Source organism: Microbacterium sp. Se63.02b (genome assembly GCF_014171575.1).
Taxonomy (GTDB): domain Bacteria; phylum Actinomycetota; class Actinomycetes; order Actinomycetales; family Microbacteriaceae; genus Microbacterium.
This window is the reverse complement of record NZ_CP050453.1, coordinates 3,469,139-3,494,389: the sequence shown is the minus strand read 5'-3', so window position 1 is coordinate 3,494,389 and position 25,251 is coordinate 3,469,139. Positions and strand designations below refer to the sequence as shown.

Below are 25,251 nucleotides of genomic sequence, written 5' to 3'. Positions count from 1 at the left end.
GATGGGCGGATGCTCCGCTCACCCCCGACGGTCGCGCGCAGGGCGCAGCGCGCCGGCAGGGCTTCGCCGCGGAGGGCGTGGTTTTCGACGCTGCGGTGTCGGCGGACGGCCTCCGGCACCGCGAGACGGCCCGCGCGCTGTGCCCCGCGAGCGCGCTGCGGGGAGGACGCCGGGTGGCGCGAGGCCTGTTTCGGGACGTTGGAGGGTGCGCGCAGCGCAACGCTGGCGCGGCGCCTCGCGCATCATCGAGACGCCGCCGATCCGCTGCGCGCCGTGCTGACCGAGCTGTCGGCGAGCGCGGGCGGCGAGCATCCGGATGCGGTCGTCGCCCGGGCGCTCGCCGCGCTGGACCGCGCGGCCGACGACGGAGACGAGGTGCTCGTCGTCACCAGCGGTGTGACGATCCTGCTGCTGCTCGACGCGCTCGGCGCCGACCTCGACCACGTCGTGGCGGGACCTGCGAACCTCTCGGTGTCGACGGTGGAGGGCGGGCCCGGTCGCTGGTGTGTGACGCGTGCGGTCGATCAGGCGATGTAGACCTTGCGGAGCGTCTCGGTGACGGTCCACGTGGTCCTCATACCTTCGGCGAGGCGCACGACCGACCCGGGACCGACCTCGAGATCAGGCAGCCCGGACGAGGTGAACGCGATCGTGGCGCGGCCCGACAGGACGACGAACACCTCGTCGGCCTCGGTGTCGGTCGCGGTGCCGGGCGTCATCTCCCAGATGCCCACCTCGACCCCGCCGAGCGTCGAGAGCGTGTGGGCGGCGGTCATCGGCGCGCCGTCGACGACCTCGTCGGCCGGCAGCGGTTCATGCGAGAGCACCAGGGTCGTGGCATCCACCCCGGCTCCGGCGGCGAGGCCGGTCACGAGTCGAAACCCATGCCGAGCGCGTCGAGGGTCTTGAGGAACAGGTTGCGCCTGCCCTCGTTGTGGTCGGCCTGGTTCATGGCCGCGCGCACCAGGTTCACGCCGATCGACGCGGCGGGCTCGGGCGGGAACGGGATCGGCTTCTCGCGCACCATCCGCAGCTCGGTCCGCTCGGTCTCCTCGCCCGACAGCTTGTCGAGCATGACGTCGGCGGCGAAGCGCGCAGCCCCCACTCCGAGTCCTGTGAAGCCGGTCGCGTACGCCACGCGTCCCTTGCGAGCGGTGCCGAAGAATGCGCAGAACCTGCTGGACGAGTCGATCGCCCCTGCCCAGCGGTGCGTGAATCGCAGCCCTTCCAGTTGCGGGAACGTGGTGAAGAAGTGCGAGGCGAGCCTGCGGTGGCTCTCGATACGGTCCTCGTACTCCGTGCGCACCTTGCCGCCGAAGTGGTAGATCGCGTCGTAGCCGCCGAACAGGATGCGGTCGTCGGCGGTGAGCCGGTAGTAGTGGAACTGGTTCGCGCTGTCGGCGAGTCCCTGGCGGTTCGACCATCCGATCGAGGCGAGCTGCTCGGTCGAGAGCGGCTCGGTCATCAGCACGTAGTCGTAGACCGGCACGGTCATCAGGCGGTTGCGCCTGAGGAGCGAGGGGAAGACGTTGGTGCCGAGCGCGACGGCATCGGCCACCACGCGGCCGTTCGGGGTGACCAGCGTGATCTGGCCCGATCCATCGCCCTCGATGGCGCGCACGATGCTGTGCTCGTGGATCTCGACACCGAGGTCGGCCGCCACTCGAGCGAGCTCCAGGCCGAGCTTGGCGGGGTGCACCATGGCACAGCCGTCGCGGTCCCAGTCTCCGGCGAGGAAGGTCTCGGAGTGCACCTCGGCCTGCACGGCCTCGCGGTCGAGGAAGCCCGGCTCGTCCCGGTACCACTCGACCTGGTGCGGCTCGACGGCGACGGCCAGCTGCCCCGTGCGCTCGAACTCGGCATCCATGCCGTAGCGGGCGATCGTCTCCTCGATGCCGTCGAGGTTGGCGTGTCCGAGCTCCTCGAGCCGGTCGATCTCCTCCGGCCAGCGCGTGACGCCGTTCTCGTGGCCGTGCGTCAGGCTCGACTCGCAGAAGCCGCCGTTTCGTCCGGATGCCGCCCAGGCGATGCGCGACGCCTCCAGCAGGACGACCCGCCGTCCGGGGTCGCGCTCCTTGGCGCGCACAGCGGTCCACAGCCCCGCGTAGCCGCCGCCGACCACGGCGAGATCGGTGCGGACGGTTCCCTGCAACGGCGGGTGCGTCGGACGCTCGACGTCGTCGAGCCAGAAGACGCCGAGGCTCGTGTCACGCAGCGAGAGGTCGACGACCCCCTGCGGTGGCGGCTGACGTTCGAAGACGGTGGTGCCCATGTTCACTCCGATGTGAAAGGGGGCGCCTCAGCGCGTTCCCCAGTTGTAGAGGTCTTTGTAGAGCCCCGCGTAGAGCAGGCTCTCGGTGTGCGCGACGCCGGGGATGGTGCGGATGCGGGTCGCGATGAGGTCGATCAGGTGCTCGTCGTTCTCGCACACCGCTTCGACCAGGATGTCGAAGGTGCCGAGCGTGACGACCACGTAGGCCAGTTCGGGGATCGTGGTGAGTTCCTCCGCGATCGCGCGAGGGTCGCCCGAGACACGGATGCCGATCATCGACATGCGGTGGAAGCCGAGCTGCATCGGATCCGTGACGGCGACGATCTGGATGATGCCCGCCTCGGTCATCCGCTGCACGCGCTGCCGCGCCGCGGCCTCGCTGAGTCCGACCTCGCGCGCGATCTCCGCATAGGGTCGACGGCCGTCCTCCTGGAGCAGCTCGACGATGCGCTTCGAGATGTCATCCAGGGCAGGCTGGGCGGGTTTCGTGCTCATGTGACGATATTGTCAGTCTGAATCGACTTATGCAACTGATTCAGTCGTCAACTTCGGATTCGTCTTCAGATTCCGCATTGGACGCGCTAGCATGTCGACATGTCTCGCACTCTTCTGAAGACCTCCGCGCCGTTGCAGAACTTCATCGGCGGACGATTCGTTCCCGTCACCGGTACGCAGCGGATGCCGCTGCTCGATCCGGCCACGGAAGAGGCCTACGGCGAGCTTCCGATCTCGGACCGCGGCGACGTGGATGCCGCCTACGCCGCGGCATCCGCCGCGTTCCCGCTCTGGCGCGACACCACCCCGGCCGATCGACAGCTGGCGCTGTTCCGCATCGCCGAGGAGATGGCGGCCAGGGCCGAGGAGTTCGCCGACCTGGAGTCGCAGGACACGGGGAAGCCGCGCGCGACCCTGGTCGCCGACGAGATCATGCAGTCGATCGACCAGCTGCGGTTCTTCGCCGGTGCCGCCCGCAGCCTCGAGGGGCGCGCCGCCGCGGAGTATCTCGCCGGGCACACCTCGTTCGTGCGCCGAGAGCCCATCGGCGTGATCGGCCAGGTGACGCCGTGGAACTACCCGCTGAACATGGCGGTGTGGAAGATCGCACCCGCGCTCGCCGCCGGGAACACCGTCGTGCTGAAGCCGGCGGAGTCCACGCCGCTGACGACGCTCCTGCTGGCCGAGATCGTCGCACGGCACACGCCGGCGGGCACCCTGAACGTGGTGCTGGGCGACCGCGACACCGGCGTCGCGCTGGTGGAGCATCCCACCCCGCAGATGGTCGCGATCACCGGGTCGGTGCGGGCGGGGATGGCTGTCGCGCGGTCGGCGGCGGACGACGTCAAGCGTGTGCACCTCGAGGTCGGCGGCAAGGCTCCGGCCATCGTGTTCTCGGATGCCGCCATGGACAAGGCGGTGGAGGGCATCGTGGCCGGGGCGTTCTTCAACGGAGGACAGGACTGCACGGCGGCGACACGGGTGCTCGTGCACGCTTCCCGACACGATGAACTCGTTGCAGCACTCGTGGCGCGTGCGCGCAGTCATGCGCGCACGGGTGGTCCGCGCGAGGAAGGCGTGCTCTACGGTCCGCTCAGCAGCGCGGCGCAGCTCGCCCAGGTGCAGGGATTCATCGACCGTCTCCCCGCGCACGCGAAGATCGAGACCGGAGGTCGGCGGCAGGGCGATCGCGGCTACTTCTGGGAGGCCACGATCGTCACGGGCGTGCACCAGGACGACGAGGTGGTACAGGGCGAGATCTTCGGCCCCGTGCTGACGGTGCAGTCGTTCACCGATGACGACGAGGCGCTGGAGCTCGCGAACGACGTGCCGTACGCGCTCGCCGCCTCGGTCTGGACCACCGATCACGGGCGGGCGATGCGGTTCTCACGCGATCTCGACTTCGGATGCGTGTGGATCAACACGCACATCCCGTTCGTATCGGACATGCCCCACGGCGGGTTCAAGCACTCGGGATACGGCAAAGACCTGTCGCAGTACGGGTTCGACGATTACACGCGCATCAAGCACGTGATGAGCGCGCTCGACTGAGGGGGTTCGTCGGTCAGGGAGACAGAGTCTTCACCCGGCGGTGCTCACGCAGGGTGAGCTGCGGGCGCTCCTCGATCTTGATCGCCCCGTCCTCCTCCCACCCGTGGCGGGCGTAGAACGCATCGGCACGATCGTTGCCGTCGAGCACCCACAGGTAGGCGCGAGTGTGGCCCGCTGCGGCGATCCGATGTTCGGCCGCCTCGAGCAGCGCATGCCCTGCCCCGGTCGACCAGGCCGAGGGGTCGGCGTAGATGCCGTAGACCTCTCCGTCGGCGAGACCGTCGGGGTCGCGGCCTGACCCGATCGACGCCCAGCCCACGACGTGTCCGTCGCGCTCGGCGATCAGGAGTCCGAGTCCGGTCGGCAGCGGTTGCGCGATGATGCGTCGCCACCCCGCGGCCCGCTCGTCGATCGAGAGGCCGTCGAGCACGGCCTGCTCGATGAGGCCGCGGTAGGCGGCCTGCCAGGAGCGGACGTGCACGTCGGCGACCTCTTCGGCGTCTTCGATACGGGCGTCGCGGATCACCAGCGGGCTCATCCCTCCACCCTAGGGCGGCCGGGACGGAGCCGGCGCGACCCGGCGGGTCGCGCGTCCGTTCAGCTCACGTGATCCCGCATCCACGGCAGGGGGTCGATGGCGACCGTGTTGATGTGGACCTCGAAGTGCAGGCAGGAGCCGAACACATAGCCGGTCGATCCGACGTCGCCGATGTACTGGCCCTCTTCCACGCAGTCGCCGACCTCGACCGCTCGGCTGCCGTACGTCATGTGCGAGTAGACCGTGCTCACGGCCTGCCCGTCGACGATGCTCTCGATCTGGATCGTCACGCCATAGCCCTGATAGCTCTCGGTCGAGCGGGAGACGCAGCCCTTCATGGCGGCGTTGATCGGCGTGCCGACCGGTGCGGCGAAGTCCTGGCCGAGGTGCGATCGGCCCGGCCGCGAGGCGCCGAAGCCGTCGGTGAACGAGTAGGTGCCGTCGGCCATCGGCATGACGATGCGATCGGCGGTGGGGATGTCGACCGCGCTCCCGAGCGGCATGCCGGCAGCGAGTGCGGCGGCGACGGCACGGGACCGGGTCTCCTTGATCTCCTCCGGCGTCGTCGCGGAGAAGTTCCCCGTGGAGCGATCTCGGCGCGGATGTCGTCGGCCGACGTGTAGGACTGCGCGACATCGACGGCGGAGACGGCGGACTTGGTCGCAGCGGCGGACGCATCGCCGGTGGGGGTGAGTGCGGGCAGAGCGGCTCCGGTGACCATCACGCCGATCGCGAAGGTGGCTCCGAGTGCCTTGGCTTTGGCCCACGGTCGCCGCGCGCGCGGTGTGCGGGCGCGGGGTGCCTTCCGTGGGGGCGCTTCCCAGGGTTCGAGGACTCGGGCCTTTCCGTCGCGGCGGGCTGCGGCGACGGGGCGACCTCTTCGTCGGGAGTGTGCACCGCGCGGCGAGGCTGCGGGTCGGCGGTCTCGCGCTGAGGCTGCGGGTCGGCGGTCGCGCTGGTGCGCAGGTCTCGCCGCAACAGCGGTCGGGGTGCGGCAGGGCGTTCTGCGGGAGCGTCCGAGGCGTCGTGAGCGTGCTCGGGTGGCAGGGCGTTCGTGACGGGGTCCTTCCGGGAAAAGCAGGTGTGCGCGGCGGGTCGATCCCCCCTCGAGCGCGACCGTTACCGTTCTGTAATGTAAACGCCGAGACCGGGAAGGTCAAATCGAGCACGCCATGTCGCCGCCTTCCCGCCCGGAAGAGGGGACCGACCATCGACCGGCTCCCGGCGATGAGTGCGACGCGAAGTGTCGACGGGTGCGACCCGATGTGGCATGCTTGGCGGGCATCGGCGCACGGACCAGACCCCAGGGAACACATGTCCAGACCACTCGCGGGACCGCAGGGCCTGCTCCGCACTCTGAACGGCCGCGCCATCCTGGAAGCGCTCGCCCGCAGCGGCCCCCAGACCCGCGCAGAGCTGATGTCGACGACGGGGCTCTCGCGGACGGCCGTCACCCAGGTGCTGCGGATGCTGGAGGCAGCGGGCGCCGTCGCGGCCGCCGGTGTCGACCGTGACACGCGCGGACCCGCGGCCGGACGCGTCGGGCTGCATCCTCGGCTCGGGTTCGCCGCCGCCGTCCATGTCGACCACCACGCGGCCCATGTGGCCCTCGTCGATGCCGGGGGAGCGGTGCGAGCCGAGCATCATGCGGCGTTCCCCGCGAACGAAGACCGCGTCGCGCACATCATCGGGCTCGTCGAGCACTGTCGCCACACTCTCAGGGCGGCGAAGGGCGCCGTGCATCTCGCCGTGATCGGCGTGCCGGGCATCGTCACGGCGGACGGCGGCATCCGCGACGACCTCGGCCCCGACGGCGGCGCGTTCCGTGCGGCCCTGGCCGCCGACCTCGAGTGCCCCGTCCGGATCGAGAACGACGTGAACCTCGCAGCACTCGCCGAACTCACGGTCGGAGCGGGCGCCGACCTGGCGAGCTTCGCCCTGCTGCTCCTCGACGACGGTCTCGGCGCCGGCATCGTGATCGACGGCGCATTGCACCGTGGATTCTCCGGCGTCGCCGGCGAGGTCATGTACCTGCCGCAGACACCGATCCCGATCGGGGCGCCGGTCGTGAGCGACGCCGTCGTCGGGGATCTCGCTCTGGCTGCGGGTGGAGACGCCGACATGTCGCTCGCCGAGCACCTCGAAGCAGCCGCCGGGGCGACGAGGCCTCGCTGCGTATCGTCGCCGAGGTGGGCAGACGCATCGTCCTCGTGGCCGGCAGCGTGAGCCTGGTGCTCGACCCCGAGGCGTTCATCCTCAGCGGCACGGCGGCCCACCCCGAGATGGTGGCCGCGATCCGGCGCGTCGCGGGCGAGTACTCCGCACAGCTGCCCCTGCGGTTCCTCGTCTCCTCCTTCGGCCCCGAGGCCCCGCTCGTCGGCGCGGTCGGTGAGGCCGCGGCCGCACTCCGCGGCGCCCTGTTCACCCGCATCCTCACTCCCGCGGCGAAACCCGGCCGCTGAGCGCGATCCCCCACCCCCGAAACCCCCGCCGTTCTGACCCGACAGGACCCCCGATGACCGCTCCCTCCGATCTCGCAGACCGCCTCGGACTCACCCCGGGCGCCAGGGCGGTCATCATCAACGCCGATGATTTCGGGATGTGCCATGCGGCCAACACCGCGATCGTCGACCTGCTCGCCTCCGGCCGGATCGACTCGACAACGGTCATGGTCCCGTGCGCATGGTCTCCCGAAGCCCTCGCGTTCGCGGCATCCCGCACCGACCTCGACGTCGGCGTGCATCTCGTGCTCACAAGCGAGTGGAGCCGGTACCGCTGGCGCCCGTTGACCGGCACGGAGACGACCCTGGTCGATCGAGCAGGTTTCTTCCCCGTCGACGTCGCGTCGGTCGAGCGCACGGCATCCGACGACGACGTCGCGGCCGAGATCGCCGCGCAGCTGCAGGCGGCGCTCGATGCCGGGGTCGACGTGACGCACCTCGACAACCACATGGGATCGGTCTACGGCCTCGTCACCGGCCGGGACTTCCTCCCCACGGTGTTCGACCTCGCCGCCCGCAACGGTCTCCCGTTCCGCCTTCCCCGCAGCGCCGACGGTGTGGGCGACGTCGCCGCACTGCAGGCCAACCTCGACGAAGCAGCCGCGGCCGCCGACGCGGCCGGTGTCGAGATCATCGACCGGCTGTGGTCGCATCCCTTCGAGCTGTGCGGGGAGGGAACATCAGACGAGGAGACATACGAGCAGGTGCGAGACGGGTTCATCGGGCTGCTCAGGGCCGTGCCCGCCGGGGTGACCGAGATCTACCTGCACCCGATGGTCGACGACGACGAGCTGCGGGCGGCGGTCGACTTCGCCGCGGCGAAGCGCGGCTACGAGCTGCGGTTGCTCGGTGATCCCGCGGTGCTCCAGGCCATCGAAGACGAAGGGCTCGTGCGCATCGGCTGGCGAGATCTGCGCGAACTGCAGCGGAGAGCCGACCGATGACGACGCTGTCCGAGCGCCTGCGCGACCGCCGTCTCGACGCGGCCCCGACCAGGGCGCAGACCATCGCCTTCGGAGCCTCCGGGTTCCCCACGCAGCTCATGGCCCAAACCTTCTCGGCCTTCGTCGTCTACTTCTATGTGTCGCACCTCGCCGTGCCGGCCGGGTGGGTGGCAGTCGCGATGATCGCCCACGGCATCCTGAACGCGGTGCTGAACCCCGTGGTCGGCGCGATCTCCGACCGGCTCCGCACGCCGTGGGGGCGTCGCATCCCATGGATCGGCCTGGGCATCGTGCCGCTGGTCGTCGCGTTCGCGCTCGTGTGGATGCCGCCGGAGCTCCCCGTCGCCGGCCTCATCGCGTGGTTCCTCGTCGTCGTCGCGGTCTACGACATCGCGTTCGTCGTCGTGGTGCTCAACATCTCGGCGCTGTTCCCCGAGATCTTCCGCACGACCGAGGAGCGCGCCCGCGGCAATGTGCCACGGCAGATCTTCGCGATCCTCGGCATGGTGCTCGGCACGGCCGGCGCTCCCGCCCTCTACAGCGCGATCGGCTGGCCCGGCATGGCGCTCGTGCTCGGAGCGGTGTGCCTGGTGCTGCTCGTGTGGTCGTTCCTCGGCGGGATGATCGAGCGCCGGGTGCCCGAGGCGGCGAGCGAGGCGATGCGGTGGCGCAACCAGCTGAGGTACACGTTCCGCAACCGCGCCTTCGTGCCCTACGTGCTCGGATCGCTCTTCGTGCAGACCTCCATCGCCGTGATCCTCGCCGCGATCCCCTTCTATGTGCGCTACTCGCTGCACGCGGCGGAGGGCGAGGGGAGTCTGCTGCTCGGCGCGATCTTCGTCACCGCGATCCCCTCGATCGTGCTCTGGAGTGCGGTGGTGCGCCGCACGTCGCCGCGCACCGCGCTGCTGTGGAGCGTCGCGGTGTTCGGCGCGGCCGTGCTCGGCTACCTCGCGCCGTCGAACGTGCTCGGGGCGGCGTTGGTCGGCGTCGCGGTCGGCGTGGGCGTCGGTGGACTGCTGCAGCTGCTCGAGGTGGTGCTCGCGCAGATCATCGACGAGGATGCCGTCCGCACAGGTCACCGCCGCGAAGGCGCCTACTTCGGAGTGAACGGCTTCGTGGTGCGCGGCTCGGTCGTGCTGCAGGCGATCGTCGCCGCGACGGTGCTGACCGCATCGGGCTTCGACGCGACCCTCGGCGATGCGCAGCCGGGGGGTCGACGGCGGCATCCGACTGATGCTCGCGGTCATCCCCCTGTGCTTCACGGCCCTCGCGTGGCTGTGCTTCTGGCTCTACCCGATCCGCACCCGCGACCTGTGAGGCCTCAGGGGCGGGCCGCCTGCCGTGCCTCCCACCCCGTGCGCACCATCTCGTCGACCGTGTAGCGCATGGTCCAGTCGAGGTCGCGGGCGGCGAGCTCGCCGGTGGCCACGATCCGGTCGGGGTCGCCGGGACGACGGGGGCCGACCTCCGGCGTGAAGTCGATGCCGGTCACGCGGGCGACCGCATCCATGATCTGCTTCACGCTGAGGCCGTCGCCGGAGCCGAGGTTGTAGGCGGCCTCGATCGGACGGCCATCGGCAAGGCGCTGCGCGGCCGCCACGTGCGCTGCCGCGATGTCGCCGACGTGCACATAGTCGCGCACGTTCGTGCCGTCGGCGGTGTCGTAGTCGTCCCCGTTGATCTTCGGCGTCCTGCCCGCGAGCAGCGCTTCGAACACGATCGGGAAGAGGTTGTGCGGGCTGACGTCGTACACGGCCGGATCGGCGGAGCCCACCACGTTGAAGTACCGCAGTGAGGTGTGCCGCAGCGGTACTTCGGAGTCGGCGGTGGCGATCGCCTGGTCGCGCAGCAGCCATTCGCCGATGAGCTTGGACTCGCCGTACGGGCTGGCGGGCTTCTTCGCGGTGTCCTCTTCGACGAGCGCGACCTCCGGCGTGCCGAAGACGGCTGCCGACGAGGAGAACACGATGTTCGCGACGCCGCCGGCCTGCATGGCCTCGAGGAGGATCCTGGTGCCCTCGACGTTCTGGGCGTAGGTGTGCAGAGGGCGCTGCACCGAGACGCCGGCGTATTTGTAGCCGGCGACGTGGATGACGCCATCGGCCTCATGCTCTCGCAGCGTCTGCTCCACGAGGTCGCGGTCGAGGATGCTGCCCCGCACGAACGGCACACCGTGCGGCACGAACGACGGCACGCCGCTGGAGAGGTCGTCGAGCACGACCGGGGTGAGTCCGGCCTCCGCGAGGGCCCGTACGACGTGCGCACCGATGTAGCCGGCGCCGCCGGTGACGATCCAAGACATTGCGTTCCTCTCCTGCCGCGGAGACGTCGCGGCCCGAAGGATCATTCTCTCAGGCGTCGCGCTGCGGTCCTGCCGCCGGGGTGACCGGGAACAGGTGCGGAGCGACGAATCCGGATGCCGCGAAGGCCGCGGTCACGGCGTCGGAGACCGCGTCGACGGCATCCGCGTCGATCAGGGCGATCGCGGCGCCGCCGAAACCGCCTCCGGTCATGCGTGCACCCAGGGCGCCGGCGGCGAGCGCGGCGTCGACCGCGGTGTCGAGCTCGGGGGTCGAGATCTCGAAGTCGTCACGCAGGGAGGCGTGCGAGGCGATGAGCAGTCCGCCGATCGCCCGAGCGCCCCGTTCGCGGAGCGTCCGCACGGTGTCGAGCACGCGCTGGTTCTCGGTGACGACGTGCCGCACGCGCCGGAACGTCACATCGTCCATCAGCTCCCGCGCTCGGTGCAGGTCGGCCACCGATACGTCGCGCAGGGCGGGCACGCCCAGGAGGGAGGCGCCGAGCTCGCACGAGGCTCGGCGTTCGCGGTACCCGCCCGTCGAGTGCGCGTGCTTCACACGCGTGTCGATCACGAGGATCGTGAGGCCGGCATCGGCGACGCCCAGCGGCACGCGCTCCGCGCGCAGCGTGCGGCAGTCGAGGAAGATCGCCGTGTCGGGCGCCCCCGCATCGAGGCCATCTGGTCCATGATCCCGGTCGGGGCGCCGACGGCCTCGTTCTCGGCACGCCGTCCGATGCGGGCCAGCGTCGTGCCGTCGAGGTCGGTGTGCCACAGCTCGTTCAGCGCGGAGGCGGTCGCACCCTCGATCGCCGCCGAGGACGAGAGTCCAGCGCCCACGGGCACGTCCGACGTGATCGCGATGTCGACGCCGCGCCCCGGCACCCCCGTCGCCGCGCGCAGGGCCCAGGCGACCCCGAGCGGATACGCCGCCCATTCGGGGATGGCCGGGGGCAGGCCCGACGGTGTGGGGAACACCCGGTCGAGCTCGTCGAGGCCGACCGACACCGGCTCGTCGGCGAACGCCGAGGCGACACGGATCCGGTCGTCGTCGCGCAGGCCGACCGCGGCGACGGTGCGCTGGGGGATGGCGAACGGCAGCACGAAGCCGTCGTTGTAGTCGGTGTGCTCGCCGATGAGGTTCACGCGCCCTGGCGCTGACCAGAGGCCGTCGGGCTCGCGCCGGGTGAGCTCGCGGAAGAGCGCTGACGCGGCGTCCAGGGCGCCGGTCATGCCGAGTCCGCTTCGATGCGCGGGTCCTGCGACGCGCGTTCGACGGCTTCGCGGAGACGTGCCGCACCCTGCTCCGGTGCGACCTCCGCTGCCCACGCCCACATCGCGGCCTCCGACCCCGCCAGGTACTTCAGCTTGTCGGCGGCCCTCCGCGGACTCGTGAGCTGCAGATGCAGGCGCACGGTGTCGCGGCCGACGTGCACGGGGGCCTGATGCCAGGCGGCGATGTAGGGGGTCGGCGTCTCGTACAGGGCGTCGACGCCGCGGAGCAGACGCAGGTACAGCGGGGCGAGTTCGTCGCGCTCGGCATCCGTCGTCTCGGAGAAGTCGGGCACGTGCCGGTGCGGCATGAGGTGCACCTCGAGAGGCCAGCGGGCCGCGAAGGGCACGAACGCCGTCCAGTGCTCGCCGCGGAACACGACCCGCTCCGAGGCCTGCTCGGATTCGAGGATCCGGTGGAACAGGTCGGGTGCGGTCCGATCGATCGACTCGAGCACGCGCGCGGTGCGCGGCGTCACGTACGGGTAGGCGTAGATCTGCCCGTGCGGGTGGGGCAGGGTCACACCGATCTCCTCGCCTCGGTTCTCGAAGGGGAACACCTGTTCGACCCCTGGCAGCTGCGACAGCGCGGCGGTGCGATCGGCCCAGGCCTCGATCACGGTGCGGGCGCGCGTCACCGACTGGGTGCCGAACGAGCCGGAATGCTCGGGGCTGAAGCACACGACCTCGCAGCGTCCGACGGCCGCGCGGGTGCGGGCGAGGCCGAGGGCGGCGAGGTCGTCCAGGCCGCGCGGCGCGTTCGCGGCGGACGGCGCCGCGTCGACGGCCTCGGCGAGGGCCGGGCCGAAGGTGGGGGAGCGGTTCTCGAACACGGCGACGTCGTAGCGCGCGGGGACCTCCGAGGGGTTGCCCGGTGTCTGCGGTGCCAGCGGGTCGGCATCCGCGCTCGGCATCATGACGCGGTTCTGACGGTTCGCGGCGACCGTGATCCAGTCGCCGGTGAGCACGTCGAGGCGCATCGTGGCCGTGTCGGGGCGTGCGTCGAGGGTGCGCAGGTCGATGGCGCGATCGGCTCCGAGTGCGGTGTCGGGGTCGTCGTAATAGAAGAGGTCGCGGCCGTCGGCGAGGGTCGTGGCGCGTCTGACGACGCCGGCGCCGAGGGCCTCCGTGCGCACCTCGGGAAGATCGTGCGTGCTCACGTGAACATGCTATGGGCGCGACCATCGGCATCGGGGAGCGCGCCGTGCTTGCGATCGGTCGGAGTCTCATGGCATGATCTGGGAAAGCGCTTTCCAATCTCGTCTCCGGGAAGCACGGACAGCGTCCCGCGACAGGAACGGAACACCATGACACAGGCGAACACCCGCGAGATCGGGATCATCATGAACGGCGTCTCCGGCCGTATGGGCTACCGGCAGCATCTGGTGCGCTCGATCCTGGCGATCCGTGAGCAGGGCGGCATCGAGCTCCCCGACGGTTCCCGCATCACCGTCAAGCCGATCCTCGTCGGCCGCAACGAGGCCACGCTCGCCGAACTCGCCGCGAAGCACGGCATCGACGACTGGACGACCGATCTCGATGCCGCACTCGCCGACCCGCAGTGGGAGATCTACGCCGACTTCCTGGTGACCAAGGCCAGGGCGTCCGCGATCCGCAGGGCCATCGCCGCCGGCAAGGCGATCTACACAGAGAAGCCCACCGCCGAATCGCTCGACGAGGCCCTCGAACTCGCGCGCCTCGCGCAGCAGGCCGGTGTGAAGACCGGCGTCGTGCACGACAAGCTCTACCTGCCGGGGCTGCAGAAGCTCAAGCGCCTCATCGACTCCGGCTTCTTCGGCCGCATCCTCTCGGTGCGCGGCGAATTCGGCTACTGGGTGTTCGAGGGCGACTGGCAGCCGGCGCAGCGCCCGAGCTGGAACTACCGCACCGAAGACGGCGGCGGCATCATCACCGACATGTTCCCGCACTGGAACTACGTGCTCGAGAACCTCTTCGGCGAGGTGACGAGCGTGTACGCGCAGGCGGCGGTGCACATCGCCGACCGCTGGGACGAGAAGGGCGAGCACTACACCGCCACGGCCGAGGATGCGGCCTACGGCATCTTCGAGATCGAGGGCGGCATCGTCGCCGAGATCAACTCCTCGTGGACCGTGCGGGTCAACCGTGACGAGCTCGTCGAGTTCCAGGTCGACGGCACGCACGGCTCGGCCGTCGTCGGGCTCTTCGGCGCCAAGATCCAGCCGCGCAACGCCACCCCGAAGCCGGTCTGGAACCCCGATCTGGAAGACACCCGCGACTACGACGCCGACTGGCAGCAGGTGCCCACCAACGACGTGTTCCTCAACGGCTTCCGCCAGCAGTGGGAGGAGTACCTGGTCTCCTACGTCGAGGGCACCGACTACCCGTTCGACCTGCTCGCCGGCGCGCGGCGTGCAGTTCGCCGAGGCGGGGCTCACCTCCAGCGCCGAGGGTCGCAAGATCGCGCTCGAGCCCCTCACCCTGGATTGAGGCGCGCATGAGCACCCTCCGGCTCCTCCGAGCGACCGGTGAGACCGCCGATGTCGCTGCTGAACGACTCGGGCGTCTACGCACGCCCCTCTGCTCCTCTGCGCAGCCGCGTCGCCTACGCTGCCGCCCACGTCGTGCCGAAGGTGCACGCCGACAACACCCCGGGGCAGCCCGCCGACATCGACTGGGATGCCACGCTCGCGTTCCGCCGCAACGTGTACTCGTGGGGTCTCGGCGTCGCCGACGCGATGGACACCGCCCAGCGCAACATGGGTCTGGACGCTGCCGCCACCCGCGAGCTGATCGCGCGCAGCGCCGAGGTCGCCCGCGAGGAGGGCGGCTCGGTCGTGGTCGGCGTCAACACCGACCACATCGCAGAGCCGCACATCTCGCTCGACCAGGTGATCGCGGCCTACCTCGAGCAGCTGCACTTCACGGAGGAGCAGGGCGCCGGCCCGGTGCTCATGGCCTCGCGCCATCTCGCCCGCGTCGCGACCGGTGCCGAGGACTACCGTCGCGTCTACCGCGAGGTGCTGTCGAGGGCCACGGTGCCCGTGGTGCTGCACTGGCTCGGCACGGCCTTCGACCCTGAACTGGCGGGATACTTCGGGGCAGATGACTGGCAGACGGCGTCGGGGGTGCTGCTCGACGTGATCGCCGAGAACCCCGACAAGGTCGCTGGTGTCAAGATGAGCCTCCTGAACGCCGAGTCCGAGATCTCGGTGCGCGAACGGCTTCCCGACTCCGTGCGCATGTTCACGGGCGACGACTTCAACTACGTCCGCCTGATCGCCGGCGTGCCTTCTCCTTTGCCCTCTCGTGCGCCGAGTGCACGGGATGCTGCCGAGCGCACGGGGACTTCCCCCGAACACGCCGTGCACTCGGCAACAAGCCGTGCGCCCGGCGAACGCACCGGCGGCGGGGCGGGGGTGCGAGGGCACTCGGATGCGCTGCTGGGCGCGTTCGCGGCGATCACACCCGTGGCCTCGGCGGCCATCCAGGCCCTGGACGCCGGTGACACCGAGGCGTACCTGCGCATCCTCGGCCCCACCGAGGAGCTGAGTCGGCAGGTCTTCGCAGCCCCCACGTTCTACTACAAGACCGGTGTCGCCTTCCTCTCCTGGCTCAACGGCCATCAGCCGGCGTTCCAGATGGTCGGAGGGCTGCACTCCGCGCGGAGCCTGCCGCACCTGAGCCGCATCGTGGAACTCGCGAACTCCTCGCTGGCCCTCGAGCAGCCCGACCTCGCCCGTGAGCGGTGGCATGCCATGCTCCGACTGAACGGCGTCGACGCATGACCGCCGTGCCGGGCTCGACGCCCCCGCACGCGCACCTGCAGGGAGAAAGCACGTCTGTCGGAGGAAACGCCGCGGAAGCCACCGACATCCGCGCAGCCGCCCGACCGACGGGCATGACCGAGCCGGACCCGCGCCTGTCGATCAACCAGGCCACCATCAAGCATGCCGACCTCGAGACGGCCTTGCGGGTCACGGCCGATGCCGGGGTCCAGGCGATCGGACTCTGGCGCGAGCCCGTGAACGAGGTCGGGCTCGACACCGCCGCACGGATGCTCACCGACTCGGGGCTGCGGTTCACGACGCACTGTCGTGGCGGGTTCTTCACGCTCCCGGTCGGCCCGGATCGTGACGCCGCCCTCGACGACAACCGCCGTGCGATCGAGGAGACCGCGACCCTCGCTGCCGCCGGTGCCGAGGGCTCGACGGCGGTGCTGGTGCTCGTCGCGGGCGGTCTCCCTTCGGGGTCGCGCGACCTGATCGGCGCACGGGAACGTGTGCGCGATGCGATCGGGGTGCTGGCACCTGAGGCGAAGGCGGCGGGGGTGACGCTCGCGATCGAGCCGCTGCACCCCATGTACGCCTCCGATCGGGCGGTCGTCTCGACGCTCGGTCAGGCGCTCGACATCGCCGCCGACTTCGACGCCGATGTGGTCGGCGCCGCGGTCGACACGTTCCACATCTGGTGGGATCCGCAGGTGCTCGCGCAGATCGCCCGCGCCGGTCGTGAGGGCCGCATCGCCACGTACCAGGTATGCGACTGGAAGACGCCTCTCGCCGCGGACGTGCTGCTCTCGCGCCACTACACGGGCGACGGCGTGATCGACTTCGGTTCGCTCACCCGTGCGGTCATGGCGACCGGGTACGACCGTGACATCGAGGTCGAGATCTTCAATGCCGAGGTCTGGGCGGATGCGCCGGAGACCGTCGTGCGCCGGACGGCCGAGACCTTCGCCGCCGCCGTCTCGCCGCATCTGCGCTGAGCCGAGGCGCGGAGTTGAGAGGATGACATCGTGACAGGTATCCGTGCGGGGGTGTGCTCGGTGACGTTCCGAGAGCTCTCGCCGCAACGGATCATCGATCTCGCCGCTGATGCCGGGCTCGCGGCGATCGAGTGGGGCGGCGACGTGCACGTGCCGCCCGGCGATGTCGTCAGGGCGGCGGAGGTGGCGCGCGCCACGGTCGACGCGGGGCTCGCGGTGGCCTCGTACGGGTCGTACTTCCGCGCGGGTACGCATGACTCCCTGACGCCCGTCCTCGACACTGCGCAGGCGCTGGGCACCGACCGCGTCCGGATCTGGGCCGGCCACGTCGGATCGGATGCCGCGACCGAGGCCGACTGGCATGCCGTGGTCGCACGCCTGCACGCGGCTGCGGCCGAGGCGGAGGAGTACGGGATCGGTCTCGCGCTCGAGTTCCACTCCGGCACCCTCGCCGACACGGCCCCGACCACGATGCGTCTGCTCGATCAGGTCGGCAGCCCCGTGCTCTCGACCTACTGGCAGCCGACGGTCGGCGCCACGGTCGACACGGTGCTGGCCGAATACCGCGCGGTGGCGGCCCGCACCAGCGCCGCTCACGTCTTCTCGTGGTGGCCGGCGCGCGAGCGGCTGCCTTTGCGGGCCCGCGACGCGCTGTGGACGAGGTTCTTCGCCGAGGCGAGGGCCGCGGCGTCGCCGCCCCGCGATGCCTTGCTCGAGTTCGTGCCGGGTGACGATCCGGCGCTCCTCGCGACCGAGGCGGCAGCGCTGCGCGACTACATCTCAGGATCGGCATGATGACGACCCGCGAAGTAGGCTCGGGGTCATGACCAAGCCCGCAGCGTCCGCGGACGGAGCGGCGCCAGGACGCACGCCGCGTCATGCCAGGGGCCCCGCCCCGACACTGCACGACGTCGCCCGCGAGGCCGGCGTCTCGCTGGCGACGGCTTCTCGCGTGCTCAACGGCTCCGAGCGCAAGGTCGCCGAGCAGTACCGCGAACGAGTGGAGACCGCGGCCGCCGCACTCGGCTACACGGCGAACGTGTCGGCGCAGGCGACGGCTCGCGGCATGTCGCCGGTGATCGCCCTCCTCGTGGCCGACATCGCCGACCCGTACTTCGGCCTGATCGCCTCCGGCGTGGCCCGCGGCGCCGACGAGCACGGGCTCGTCGTGACGATCGCCATCACGGAGCGCGACCCGGCGCGGGAGGCGCGGATCGTGCGCGCGCTCCGGGGGCAGCGGCCGCGGGGCCTGATCCTCGCCGCCTCCCGCACCCAGGAGCCGATGGAGGTCGAGACGGCGCATGAGCTCGCCGAGTTCGCCCGTCTGGGCGGCAGGGTCGTGTCGTTCGGCCCGGATGGCGGCGGAGACCATCGCATCGAGATCGACAACCGCTCCGGCGCGGAAGCGCTCGGTCGGCGGATGGCGGGACTCGGATACCGCTCGGCGATCGCGCTCGGCGCGGCAGAGGGCGTCCGCACCTCGGATGATCGTCTGACCGGATTCCGTGCCGGCTTCGAGGGTGCCGGCGGTGTGGTCGAGGATGTGCGGCGAGGGGGCTTCCGCCGGGAGTCGGGTGCCGCGGAGATGGCAGCCGCGCTCGCCGACGGTGTCGCGAAGAGCACACTCGTCTTCGGGATCAGCGATGTGGTCGCGATCGGTGCCATGTCGGCGATCCGCGATGCCGGGCGCGAGGTCGGTGCCGACATCGCGGTGTGCGGCTTCGACGACGTCCCGGTGAGCGGCGATGTCTCTCCCGCCCTGACGACCGTGCGGGTGCCGTTGAGCGAGGTCGGCTATCAGGCGTTCCGGGCCACGGTCGACGCCGACTGGGAACAGGGGCCTCTGCCGCTCGAGATCGTCGTGCGTGCGAGCACCCCGGTGTCGCCGCGTGACCAGGGTGGTGCTGGCGCCCGACAGCTTCAAGGGGACGATCACGGCGGCCGATGCGGCTGCGGCGTTGGCCGAAGGGTGGGCGTCGGTCGAACCGTCCGCCGCATTCGTGCACCGACCCATGGCCGACGGCGGCGAGGGCACCGTGGCCGCGTTCGAGGCTGCCGTGCCCGGTGCCGTGCGCGTGCCGGTCGCGGTCGACGGCCCCGCCGGCGTGCGGATCGACACCACCTGGCTCCTGCTGCCGCCGACAGACGAGGCGCCGGGCGGCACCGCCGTCGTCGATCTCGGCTCGACGTCCGGCATCGAGCTGCTCGACGAACTGCGCCCGTGGGACGCCGACACGACGGGTCTGGGACAGGCCATGGCCGATGCCCTCGACCGCGGTGTCTCACGACTCGTGGTCGGCATCGGCTCGAGCGCCTCGACAGACGGCGGCACCGGGATGCTGACGGCGCTGGGGCACGGTTCCTCGACGCGTCCGGCGTCCCCATCGCGCGGGGCGCGCGTGGCCTCGCCGACATCGCCTCGGTCGATCTGACGGGGATGCGGGCGGCGCCGGAGGTGCGGGTGCTGACGGACGTCACGAACCCCCTCACCGGCCCCCGGGGTGCGGCCGCCGTGTTCGGCCCGCAGAAGGGGCTGCGCGCGAAGGAGGACATCGCGCGAGCCGACGACGGTCTGCGCCGCCTCGCCGACCTTCTGGGTGTCGACCCGGCGGGGAGGGCAACGGCGCAGCCGGAGGCACCGGCGCCGCGCTCGTCGCGTGGGGCGGCGTGCTCGCTCCCGGCGCTGCCGAGGTGGCCGAGCTCATCGGCCTCGCCGCCGCGATCGCCGATGCCGACGTCGTCATCACCGGCGAAGGCTCCTACGACGGACAGTCCGGTGACGGCAAGGTGCCCTCGTTCCTCGCCGGCCTCGCCGCTGCGGCGGGGCGCGCGCGATGCTCGCCGCCGGGCGCATCACCGCGGATGCCGACACCGCGCTGTTCGCCGCATCCGCATCTCTCACCGACATCGCCGGGTCGTCCGACGAGGCCCTCGCGAATCCCTCGCGCTGGCTCCGCGAGGCCGGCGCCCTGCTCGCACGCGCTGGAGCGTGACGGCGGGGCGCGAGACGGCTCCGAGGTCGCAGGATCGGGATGGTCGGCCCTCCGTCCGATGTGGCGCGGACACGGCGTTGTGTCCTTCGGAATATGTTCATCCGACGTATGGTTCGCCCTCTGCTACGATCAGCGCAGAATACCGGTTGTTCGATCGAATGGACTGAGCCGGCTTCGCTCGATCTAGGGGAGATTGTCCGTGAGTCATGTCCGTTCGCACCGCCGTGCCGTGGTGTCCGATTCCCACCGGGGGCCCTGGTCCCGCATGCTCCGCACCGGCGGGGTCGTGCTCACCGCTCTCGCCCTGATCGCGTCCTCCGCGGTTCCCGCCGTCGCTGGCGAGTCCGCGCCGTCGACGTCGACGGTCGTCACCGCAGCGGCCCCCGACCTGGTCAGCGACGATCCCGCTGTCGTCTCCGCGGCGCATGGAGCCCAGGTCAGCACCGAGCCCGGCGACACCTCCTCCTCTGAGGAACCTTCCGACGAGGCCGCCACCCCCGTGCCGCCGAGTGCGGACACGCCCGTGACGCAGGCGCGTGTCACGGATGCATCGGCGACAGCGGCCGACCTGCCCGAATCCACGTACGGCGAGGTCGTCAGGGTCACCGTCTCCGGACGCTTCGTGACCCCGGCAGGTGCCCCCGCGGCCGGAGTGAACCTCCGCGCGGAGCCCATCTTCGGCGACGGTCCCGGTGAGCTCGCCCAGATCACGACCGGTGCGAACGGCACCTTCACGCTGAACGTCGACACGGCGCGTCCGTTCGCCCTCCTGGTGACCCCTGGCGCGGGTTACGTCACCGGGATGATCGGCACCGACCGCAAGATCATCCCGGGGAACTGGCCGGAGGGCCGGTGGGTCCTCGAGCCCGAGGCGGCCGTCTCCACGATCGGAGACGTCGCGCTCGTCGCAGGACATGCCGTGTCCGGAACCGTGACGGTCACCGGTCCGCTCTCGCCCACCGAGACCCGGCTCCAGCTGTCGGCGGAGAACGCGCAGTTCGAGATCCCGCTCTCGATCAAGACCGGCTCGACCTCCTGGTCGGTGACGGTTCCGAAGGGCACATATCGCGCATCGGTGACGGGGTACGGCCTGGGCATCGAGGCATACTACGGAGGAAGCACCTACGACACCGCGAAGCCGATCGTCGTGAACGGCGCGGTGACCAGCATCGGGATCGCCGTGACGATCAGCTCCCGGACGATCTCGGGCACGGTCCGCGACCTGAAGGGGAACCCGGTCGAAGGCGCCGGTGTCAGTCTCAACCCGCGCCCGTGGACGTCGGGGAATCTCGCCCGGTCCGCGACCACCGCAGCGAACGGCACGTACACCCTCCTCAACGTCGTGCCAGGCACGTTCGACCTGAGCTTCTACAGCTCGGGGCCGCCCACCTACTGGCCCGGCGTCAGCAGCTGGGATAACGCCGGGACGATCACCGTCACATCGGCGTCCGGGTCGCTGACCGGTTACAACGCCGCCGTGGCGGCCGGCGTGCGCATCACCGGCACGTCGACCAATGCCGACGGAACGCCACGAGAAGGCGACACGATCTGGTTCAACCAGGCGGGCAACAACGTCGCCTCCATGGTGACGGGTCCCGACGGCTCGTACTCGTCTTACATCCTGCCGGCCGGCGAGTACACCGTGGGCCTGAGCCACGCGGGCACCGTGGGGACCCCGCAGCAGTGGTACGACGGCAAGAGGAGCGCGGCCGAGGCGGATCTCGTGCGTGCGACGACCGACGGCGCGGTATACGACGGCATCGACTTCGTCGCCGTGAAGGGCGGCTCGATCACCGGCACGGTCTCCTTCGCGGGCGGTGCTGCGGTCACGGGCGCCACGGTCTCGGTGTTCGCCGCGCACAACACCGACCAGCCCGTCGCCACGGCGACGACGGACGCGCAGGGTCGCTACACGGTCAAGGGGCTGAACCGCGAGAACTACGTCGTCAAGATCACCTCCGGCACCAGCGGCGTGGTCGACGTGTGGTACGGGGCCACTGCGAGCGACCCGGCCGCGGTCGTGATCGAGCTCGGCCTCGACGCGACGTTCCGCGCCGACGTCACCGCCGTCCTCGGCGGCACGATCAGCGGAACCGTCACCGGCGTCGCGGGTCGGACGTACTGGGTGTCGTTGAGCCGGCAGGACGGCTCCGACTACCGCTCCATGGCGGTGCCGATCACCGATGGATCCGCCGTGAAGTGGGAGGTCTCCGGACTCGCGGGCACCTGGATCGCCTCGGTCAACGGCGACTACTGGAACGCCGACGGCTCCTCGGAGCAGGCCACGCCGATCACGGTCGTCCCCGGCAAGGTCTTCACCGGGGTCGACTTCGATCTGCGCAAGAACCTGAACGTCACGGGGGCGTTGCGTACCACCGACGGATCGGACATCGCGCGCGTCGATGCGACGATCGAGCGCCAGGAGGGCGAGTGGTGGAACTACGTGGACTCCGCCCCCGGAATCGGTGCACAGTTCGGGTTCTCCGTCGAGCCGGGGGCGTATCGGATCCGCACATCCGGGTACTCCGCGAACGGCGACGCACTGCGCGAGACGACGACGCCGTTCACCGTCGTCGCCGGGAAGCCGACCGTCCTCGACATCACCACGCAGCGGGCTGGACGGTCAGCGGCCGTGTGACCGATGCCGCGACCGGTGAGCCGGTGTCCGGGGAGTCCGTGCGGGCGCAGTCGCTCGTCACGTACTCGACGGTGTACGGCCGCACCCAGGCCGACGGGTCCTACCGCATCGTGGTCGGCTCGCCCGGTGCCTGGGATGTCTCGGCGGCAGACGCCTCCACGACCTACTCGACCTCGACGCGCCGCATCACCCTCGCGGGCGCCGACCTGAAGGACATCACGTTCGCGCTCGCCAAGGGGCAGCGGCTGAGCGGCAAGGCGACCGCCGAGAACACGTCGAACCCCTGCCCGGCATCCAGGTCTACGTCTGGAACGCCGCGGGGGAGGGCGTCGCCTCTGCGACCACCGCCAGCGATGGCACCTACCGCACCCCGGCCCTCGCCAACGGCGCGTACACCGTGAGGTTCTCGAACTGGAACGGGCTCTATGTCGAGGAGTGGTGGAAGGATGCCACGACCTCCGCATCCGCGACGAAGGTCGATGTCGCCAGCAAGCCGGTGACGGGCGTCGACGCGTCCATGCGCCTCGGCGGGGTCGTCACAGGCGGGGTCTCCGACGCCGACGGCAATCCGCTCGCGGGGGCCACCGTGGGTCTCGCGGCCCTGCCGGCCTCGGGAATCGGCGCGTTCTTCGCGCCCTTGACCGAGATGTTCGGTGCGACGCCAGGGGGAGGGATCCTCGACATCGAGACCATCACGGATGAGTCGGGGAACTACACGCTCCCTCCGGTGGAGGCGGGGTCGTACGGACTGTACGTGTACTCGCCCGCGACCGGCACGACGTGGTTCGACGGCAAGAAGACGCTGAGCGAAGCGGACACCGTCGAGGTTTCCGCCGGCGGGACCGTGAACGTCCCGCTGCAGATGCGCGCTCTCGCCTCCGGGGAGGCACCGCGTACGCCGGAGCAGTCCATCAGCGACGAGTTCACGATTCAGCGACAGCCCGTCGACGTCACCGTGATCGATGGCGAGACCGCGACCTTCCGAGCCGCGGCCTCAGGCGCGACGGCACCGACGATCCGCTGGGAGAAGCGCAAGAAGGGGGCTTCGACGTTCACGACGATCGCGGGCGCGACGGACTCGACGCTCGCACTGACCGGGACGATCGCCGACTCCGGCACAGCGGTGCGCGCGGTCTTCACGTCCGGCGGGACGACGAAGACCACGGATATCGCGACGTTGACGGTGACGGCGAAGCCCTCGGTGCCGAAGACGCCGACGGTGCCGGTCGCGTCGAAGGTGCAGGAGACGTCCGCCCAGCTCGATTGGACCGCGCCCGCCTCGGGGGCTCGCCGATCACCGGGTACTCGGTGCGGGTCTACACCGGCGGTGCGCTCGTGCGCGAGATCGCCGTCACGGGGGAGTCCTTCTCCCTCACCGGCTTGACCGCGCAGACCACCTACGCCGTGTCCGTGACCGCGGTCAACGCGGTCGGTGCCGGCGCGGAGTCGCCGCGCGTCTCGTTCACCACGCTGAAGGCCTCGACGGCGCCGGGCGCGCCGTCCGCGGTGTCGGCGGTGGCCGGCGACGGGCAGGCGACGGTGTCGTGGAAGGCGCCGACCTCGAACGGCGGTTCCGCGATCACGGGCTACACCGTGACGGCGTCGCCGGGTGGCAAGACGGCCACGACGACGGGGGCGACGACGGCGACGGTCGCGGGTCTGACGAACGGTACGGCGTACACGTTCACGGTGAAGGCGACGAACGCGATCGGCTCCTCGGCAGCGTCTGCCGCCTCAGCGGCGGTCACACCGAAGGGCGCGGCGAAGGCTCCGGATGCGCCGTCCGCGGTGTCGGCGGTGGCCGGCGACGGTCAGGCGACGGTGTCGTGGAAGGCGCCGACCTCGAACGGCGGTTCCGCGATCACGGGCTACACCGTGACGGCGTCGCCGGGTGGCAAGACGGCCACGACGACGGGGGCGACGACGGCGACGGTCGCGGGTCTGACGAACGGTACGGCGTACACGTTCACGGTGAAGGCGACGAACGCGATCGGCTCCTCGGCGGCGTCTGGCGCGTCCGCAGCCGTGACCCCGACGGCGCCCGCAGCCGCGGTCTCGCGTCAGTCGGGGCCTGGTCGGTATGAGACGGCGGTCGCGGTGTCGCAGGCGTCGTTCCCGACGGCGGGTGTGCCGGTGGCGTATCTGGCGAGTGGCCGGGACTTCCCTGATGCGTTGGCGGGTGCGGCGGCGGCGGGTCACCTCGGTGGTCCGGTGCTGTTGACGGAGCCGGGTGCGTTGCCCGCGGTGGTTTCGGCGGAGCTGGCGCGTCTGAAGCCGCAGCGGATCGTGATCCTCGGTGGCACTGGCGCGGTGAGCGAGGCGGTCAAGAAGCAGGCAGGCGCGTTCACGTCGGGTGGGGTCTCGCGTCAGTCGGGGCCCGGTCGGTATGAGACGGCGGTCGCGGTGTCGCAGGCGTCGTTCCCGACCGCGGGTGTGCCGGTGGCGTATCTGGCGAGCGGCCGAGGCTTCCCTGATGCGTTGGCGGGTGCGGCGGCGGCGGGTCACCTCGGTGGTCCGGTGCTGTTGACGGAGCCGGGTGCGTTGCCTGCGGTGGTTTCGGCGGAGCTGGCGCGTCTGAAGCCGCAGCGGATCGTGATCCTCGGTGGCACTGGCGCGGTGAGCGAGGCGGTCAAGAAGCAGGCAGGCGCGTTCACGTCGGGTGGGGTCTCGCGGCAGTCGGGGCCTGGTCGGTATGAGACGGCGGTCGCGGTGTCGCAGGCGTCGTTCCCGACCGCGGGTGTGCCGGTCGTGTATCTGGCGAGCGGCCGGGACTTCCTGATGCGTTGGCGGGTGCGGCGGCGGCGGGTCACCTCGGTGGTCCGGTGCTGTTGACGGAGCCGGGTGCGTTGCCTGCGGTGGTTTCGGCGGAGCTGGCGCGTCTGAAGCCGCAGCGGATCGTGATCCTCGGTGGCACTGGCGCGGTGAGCGAGGCGGTCAAGAAGCAGGCGGAGACCTACATCCGGCGTTGACGACATCGTCGGGGAGCGGCCAGGTCGCT

The 25,251-nt window shown here is 70.8% G+C and carries 21 protein-coding genes and 4 pseudogenes; 17 read left to right on the top strand and 8 right to left on the bottom strand.

From position 1 onward, the window contains the following. Nucleotides 1-9: 9 nt before the first annotated feature. Nucleotides 10-537 carry a histidine phosphatase family protein gene (locus G4G29_RS17410; RefSeq protein WP_183150986.1) on the top strand — a complete coding sequence of 176 codons (528 nt, stop codon included), beginning with the start codon at nucleotides 10-12 and terminating at the stop codon, nucleotides 535-537. Here G4G29_RS17410 and G4G29_RS17405 read toward each other — a convergent pair. The 3 genes from G4G29_RS17405 to G4G29_RS17395 are packed head-to-tail and all read right to left on the bottom strand — an operon-like array spanning nucleotide 525 to nucleotide 2,767. After that, nucleotides 525-872: a cupin domain-containing protein gene (locus G4G29_RS17405; protein WP_183150985.1), complete on the bottom strand. Its 348-nt coding sequence runs from the start codon at nucleotides 870-872 to the stop codon at nucleotides 525-527. The genes G4G29_RS17410 and G4G29_RS17405 overlap by 13 nt on opposite strands. Then, complete coding sequence (locus G4G29_RS17400) at nucleotides 869-2,272, bottom strand: FAD-dependent oxidoreductase (protein ID WP_183150984.1); 1,404 nt, start codon at nucleotides 2,270-2,272, stop codon at nucleotides 869-871. Before G4G29_RS17400 ends, G4G29_RS17405 begins: the two co-directional genes overlap by 4 nt. A 27-nt stretch (nucleotides 2,273-2,299) precedes the next feature. Continuing rightward, nucleotides 2,300-2,767 carry an Lrp/AsnC family transcriptional regulator gene (locus G4G29_RS17395; RefSeq protein ID WP_183150983.1) on the bottom strand — a complete coding sequence of 156 codons (468 nt, stop codon included), beginning with the start codon at nucleotides 2,765-2,767 and terminating at the stop codon, nucleotides 2,300-2,302. 99 nt (nucleotides 2,768-2,866) lie between these two features. Between G4G29_RS17395 and G4G29_RS17390 the strand changes: the two genes are divergently transcribed. After that, nucleotides 2,867-4,318, top strand: coding sequence for a gamma-aminobutyraldehyde dehydrogenase (locus G4G29_RS17390; protein WP_183150982.1), 1,452 nt, complete (start codon nucleotides 2,867-2,869; stop codon nucleotides 4,316-4,318). Between the two features lie 13 nt (nucleotides 4,319-4,331). Here the strand turns inward: G4G29_RS17390 and G4G29_RS17385 are convergent, their stop codons facing one another. Further along, nucleotides 4,332-4,856 carry a GNAT family N-acetyltransferase gene (locus tag G4G29_RS17385; protein ID WP_183150981.1) on the bottom strand — a complete coding sequence of 175 codons (525 nt, stop codon included), beginning with the start codon at nucleotides 4,854-4,856 and terminating at the stop codon, nucleotides 4,332-4,334. A gap of 59 nt (nucleotides 4,857-4,915) precedes the next feature. After that, on the bottom strand, nucleotides 4,916-5,359 hold the full coding sequence (locus G4G29_RS17380) for a M23 family metallopeptidase (protein ID WP_244632150.1): 444 nt from the start codon (nucleotides 5,357-5,359) through the stop codon (nucleotides 4,916-4,918). A gap of 811 nt (nucleotides 5,360-6,170) precedes the next feature. Between G4G29_RS17380 and G4G29_RS17375 the strand changes: the two genes are divergently transcribed. Genes G4G29_RS17375 through G4G29_RS17365 form a run of 4 tightly spaced genes read left to right on the top strand, consistent with a single transcriptional unit; the run spans nucleotide 6,171 to nucleotide 9,686 of the window. After that, nucleotides 6,171-7,082, top strand: a complete 912-nt coding sequence (locus G4G29_RS17375) for an ROK family transcriptional regulator (RefSeq protein WP_244632149.1) — start codon at nucleotides 6,171-6,173, stop codon at nucleotides 7,080-7,082. Next, entirely contained in the window at nucleotides 7,046-7,318 is a 273-nt protein-coding gene (locus G4G29_RS22750) for a hypothetical protein (protein ID WP_244632148.1), read from the top strand. Before G4G29_RS17375 ends, G4G29_RS22750 begins: the two co-directional genes overlap by 37 nt. Nucleotides 7,319-7,371: 53 nt before the next feature. Next, nucleotides 7,372-8,301 carry a polysaccharide deacetylase family protein gene (locus tag G4G29_RS17370; RefSeq protein ID WP_183150980.1) on the top strand — a complete coding sequence of 310 codons (930 nt, stop codon included), beginning with the start codon at nucleotides 7,372-7,374 and terminating at the stop codon, nucleotides 8,299-8,301. Further along, nucleotides 8,298-9,686, top strand: a complete 1,389-nt coding sequence (locus G4G29_RS17365) for an MFS transporter (protein ID WP_244632147.1) — start codon at nucleotides 8,298-8,300, stop codon at nucleotides 9,684-9,686. Before G4G29_RS17370 ends, G4G29_RS17365 begins: the two co-directional genes overlap by 4 nt. Here G4G29_RS17365 and galE read toward each other — a convergent pair. The 3 genes and pseudogenes from galE to galT form a co-directional block, all read right to left on the bottom strand. After that, nucleotides 9,626-10,606, bottom strand: a complete 981-nt coding sequence (galE, locus tag G4G29_RS17360) for a UDP-glucose 4-epimerase GalE (protein WP_183150979.1) — start codon at nucleotides 10,604-10,606, stop codon at nucleotides 9,626-9,628. The two genes, G4G29_RS17365 and galE, sit on opposite strands and share 61 nt — an antisense overlap. Nucleotides 10,607-10,655: 49 nt before the next feature. Next, nucleotides 10,656-11,836 (bottom strand): annotated as a pseudogene (gene galK, locus G4G29_RS17355) (galactokinase). Continuing rightward, nucleotides 11,833-13,035: a galactose-1-phosphate uridylyltransferase gene (gene galT / locus G4G29_RS17350; RefSeq protein WP_183150978.1), complete on the bottom strand. Its 1,203-nt coding sequence runs from the start codon at nucleotides 13,033-13,035 to the stop codon at nucleotides 11,833-11,835. The pseudogene galK and the gene galT overlap by 4 nt, the downstream one beginning before the upstream one ends. Before the next feature lie 147 nt (nucleotides 13,036-13,182). On the opposite strand from galT, the pseudogene G4G29_RS17345 reads away from it, so the two are divergent. The 11 genes and pseudogenes from G4G29_RS17345 (at nucleotide 13,183) to G4G29_RS17295 (ending at nucleotide 25,222) form a co-directional block, all read left to right on the top strand. Beyond that, nucleotides 13,183-14,344: pseudogene (locus G4G29_RS17345) on the top strand (Gfo/Idh/MocA family oxidoreductase). Between the two features lie 50 nt (nucleotides 14,345-14,394). Continuing rightward, nucleotides 14,395-15,642: a dihydrodipicolinate synthase family protein gene (locus G4G29_RS17340; protein WP_183150977.1), complete on the top strand. Its 1,248-nt coding sequence runs from the start codon at nucleotides 14,395-14,397 to the stop codon at nucleotides 15,640-15,642. 113 nt (nucleotides 15,643-15,755) lie between these two features. Continuing rightward, complete coding sequence (locus G4G29_RS17335; RefSeq protein ID WP_183152885.1) at nucleotides 15,756-16,622, top strand: sugar phosphate isomerase/epimerase family protein; 867 nt, start codon at nucleotides 15,756-15,758, stop codon at nucleotides 16,620-16,622. 30 nt (nucleotides 16,623-16,652) lie between these two features. Beyond that, nucleotides 16,653-17,417, top strand: a complete 765-nt coding sequence (locus G4G29_RS17330; protein WP_244632146.1) for a TIM barrel protein — start codon at nucleotides 16,653-16,655, stop codon at nucleotides 17,415-17,417. Further along, nucleotides 17,326-18,435: pseudogene (locus G4G29_RS17325) on the top strand (LacI family DNA-binding transcriptional regulator); the annotation flags it as partial. The gene G4G29_RS17330 and the pseudogene G4G29_RS17325, both read left to right, overlap by 92 nt. A gap of 76 nt (nucleotides 18,436-18,511) precedes the next feature. Beyond that, nucleotides 18,512-19,615 (top strand): annotated as a pseudogene (locus tag G4G29_RS17320) (glycerate kinase). Nucleotides 19,616-19,880: 265 nt separating this feature from the next. Further along, nucleotides 19,881-22,253 (top strand): carboxypeptidase-like regulatory domain-containing protein, encoded by a 2,373-nt coding sequence (locus G4G29_RS17315; RefSeq protein WP_183150976.1) that lies wholly within the window; start codon nucleotides 19,881-19,883, stop codon nucleotides 22,251-22,253. Further along, the gene (locus G4G29_RS17310; protein WP_183150975.1) at nucleotides 22,250-22,654 is read left to right on the top strand and encodes a hypothetical protein; all 405 of its coding nucleotides are present in this window, start codon (nucleotides 22,250-22,252) and stop codon (nucleotides 22,652-22,654) included. Before G4G29_RS17315 ends, G4G29_RS17310 begins: the two co-directional genes overlap by 4 nt. Continuing rightward, complete coding sequence (locus G4G29_RS17305; protein ID WP_183150974.1) at nucleotides 22,651-23,637, top strand: carboxypeptidase regulatory-like domain-containing protein; 987 nt, start codon at nucleotides 22,651-22,653, stop codon at nucleotides 23,635-23,637. The genes G4G29_RS17310 and G4G29_RS17305 overlap by 4 nt, the downstream gene beginning before the upstream one ends. After that, nucleotides 23,562-25,085 carry a cell wall-binding repeat-containing protein gene (locus G4G29_RS17300; protein WP_183150973.1) on the top strand — a complete coding sequence of 508 codons (1,524 nt, stop codon included), beginning with the start codon at nucleotides 23,562-23,564 and terminating at the stop codon, nucleotides 25,083-25,085. The genes G4G29_RS17305 and G4G29_RS17300 overlap by 76 nt, the downstream gene beginning before the upstream one ends. Continuing rightward, the gene (locus G4G29_RS17295; protein ID WP_183150972.1) at nucleotides 25,037-25,222 is read left to right on the top strand and encodes a cell wall-binding repeat-containing protein; all 186 of its coding nucleotides are present in this window, start codon (nucleotides 25,037-25,039) and stop codon (nucleotides 25,220-25,222) included. The genes G4G29_RS17300 and G4G29_RS17295 overlap by 49 nt, the downstream gene beginning before the upstream one ends. The last annotated feature ends 29 nt before the right edge of the window (nucleotides 25,223-25,251 follow it).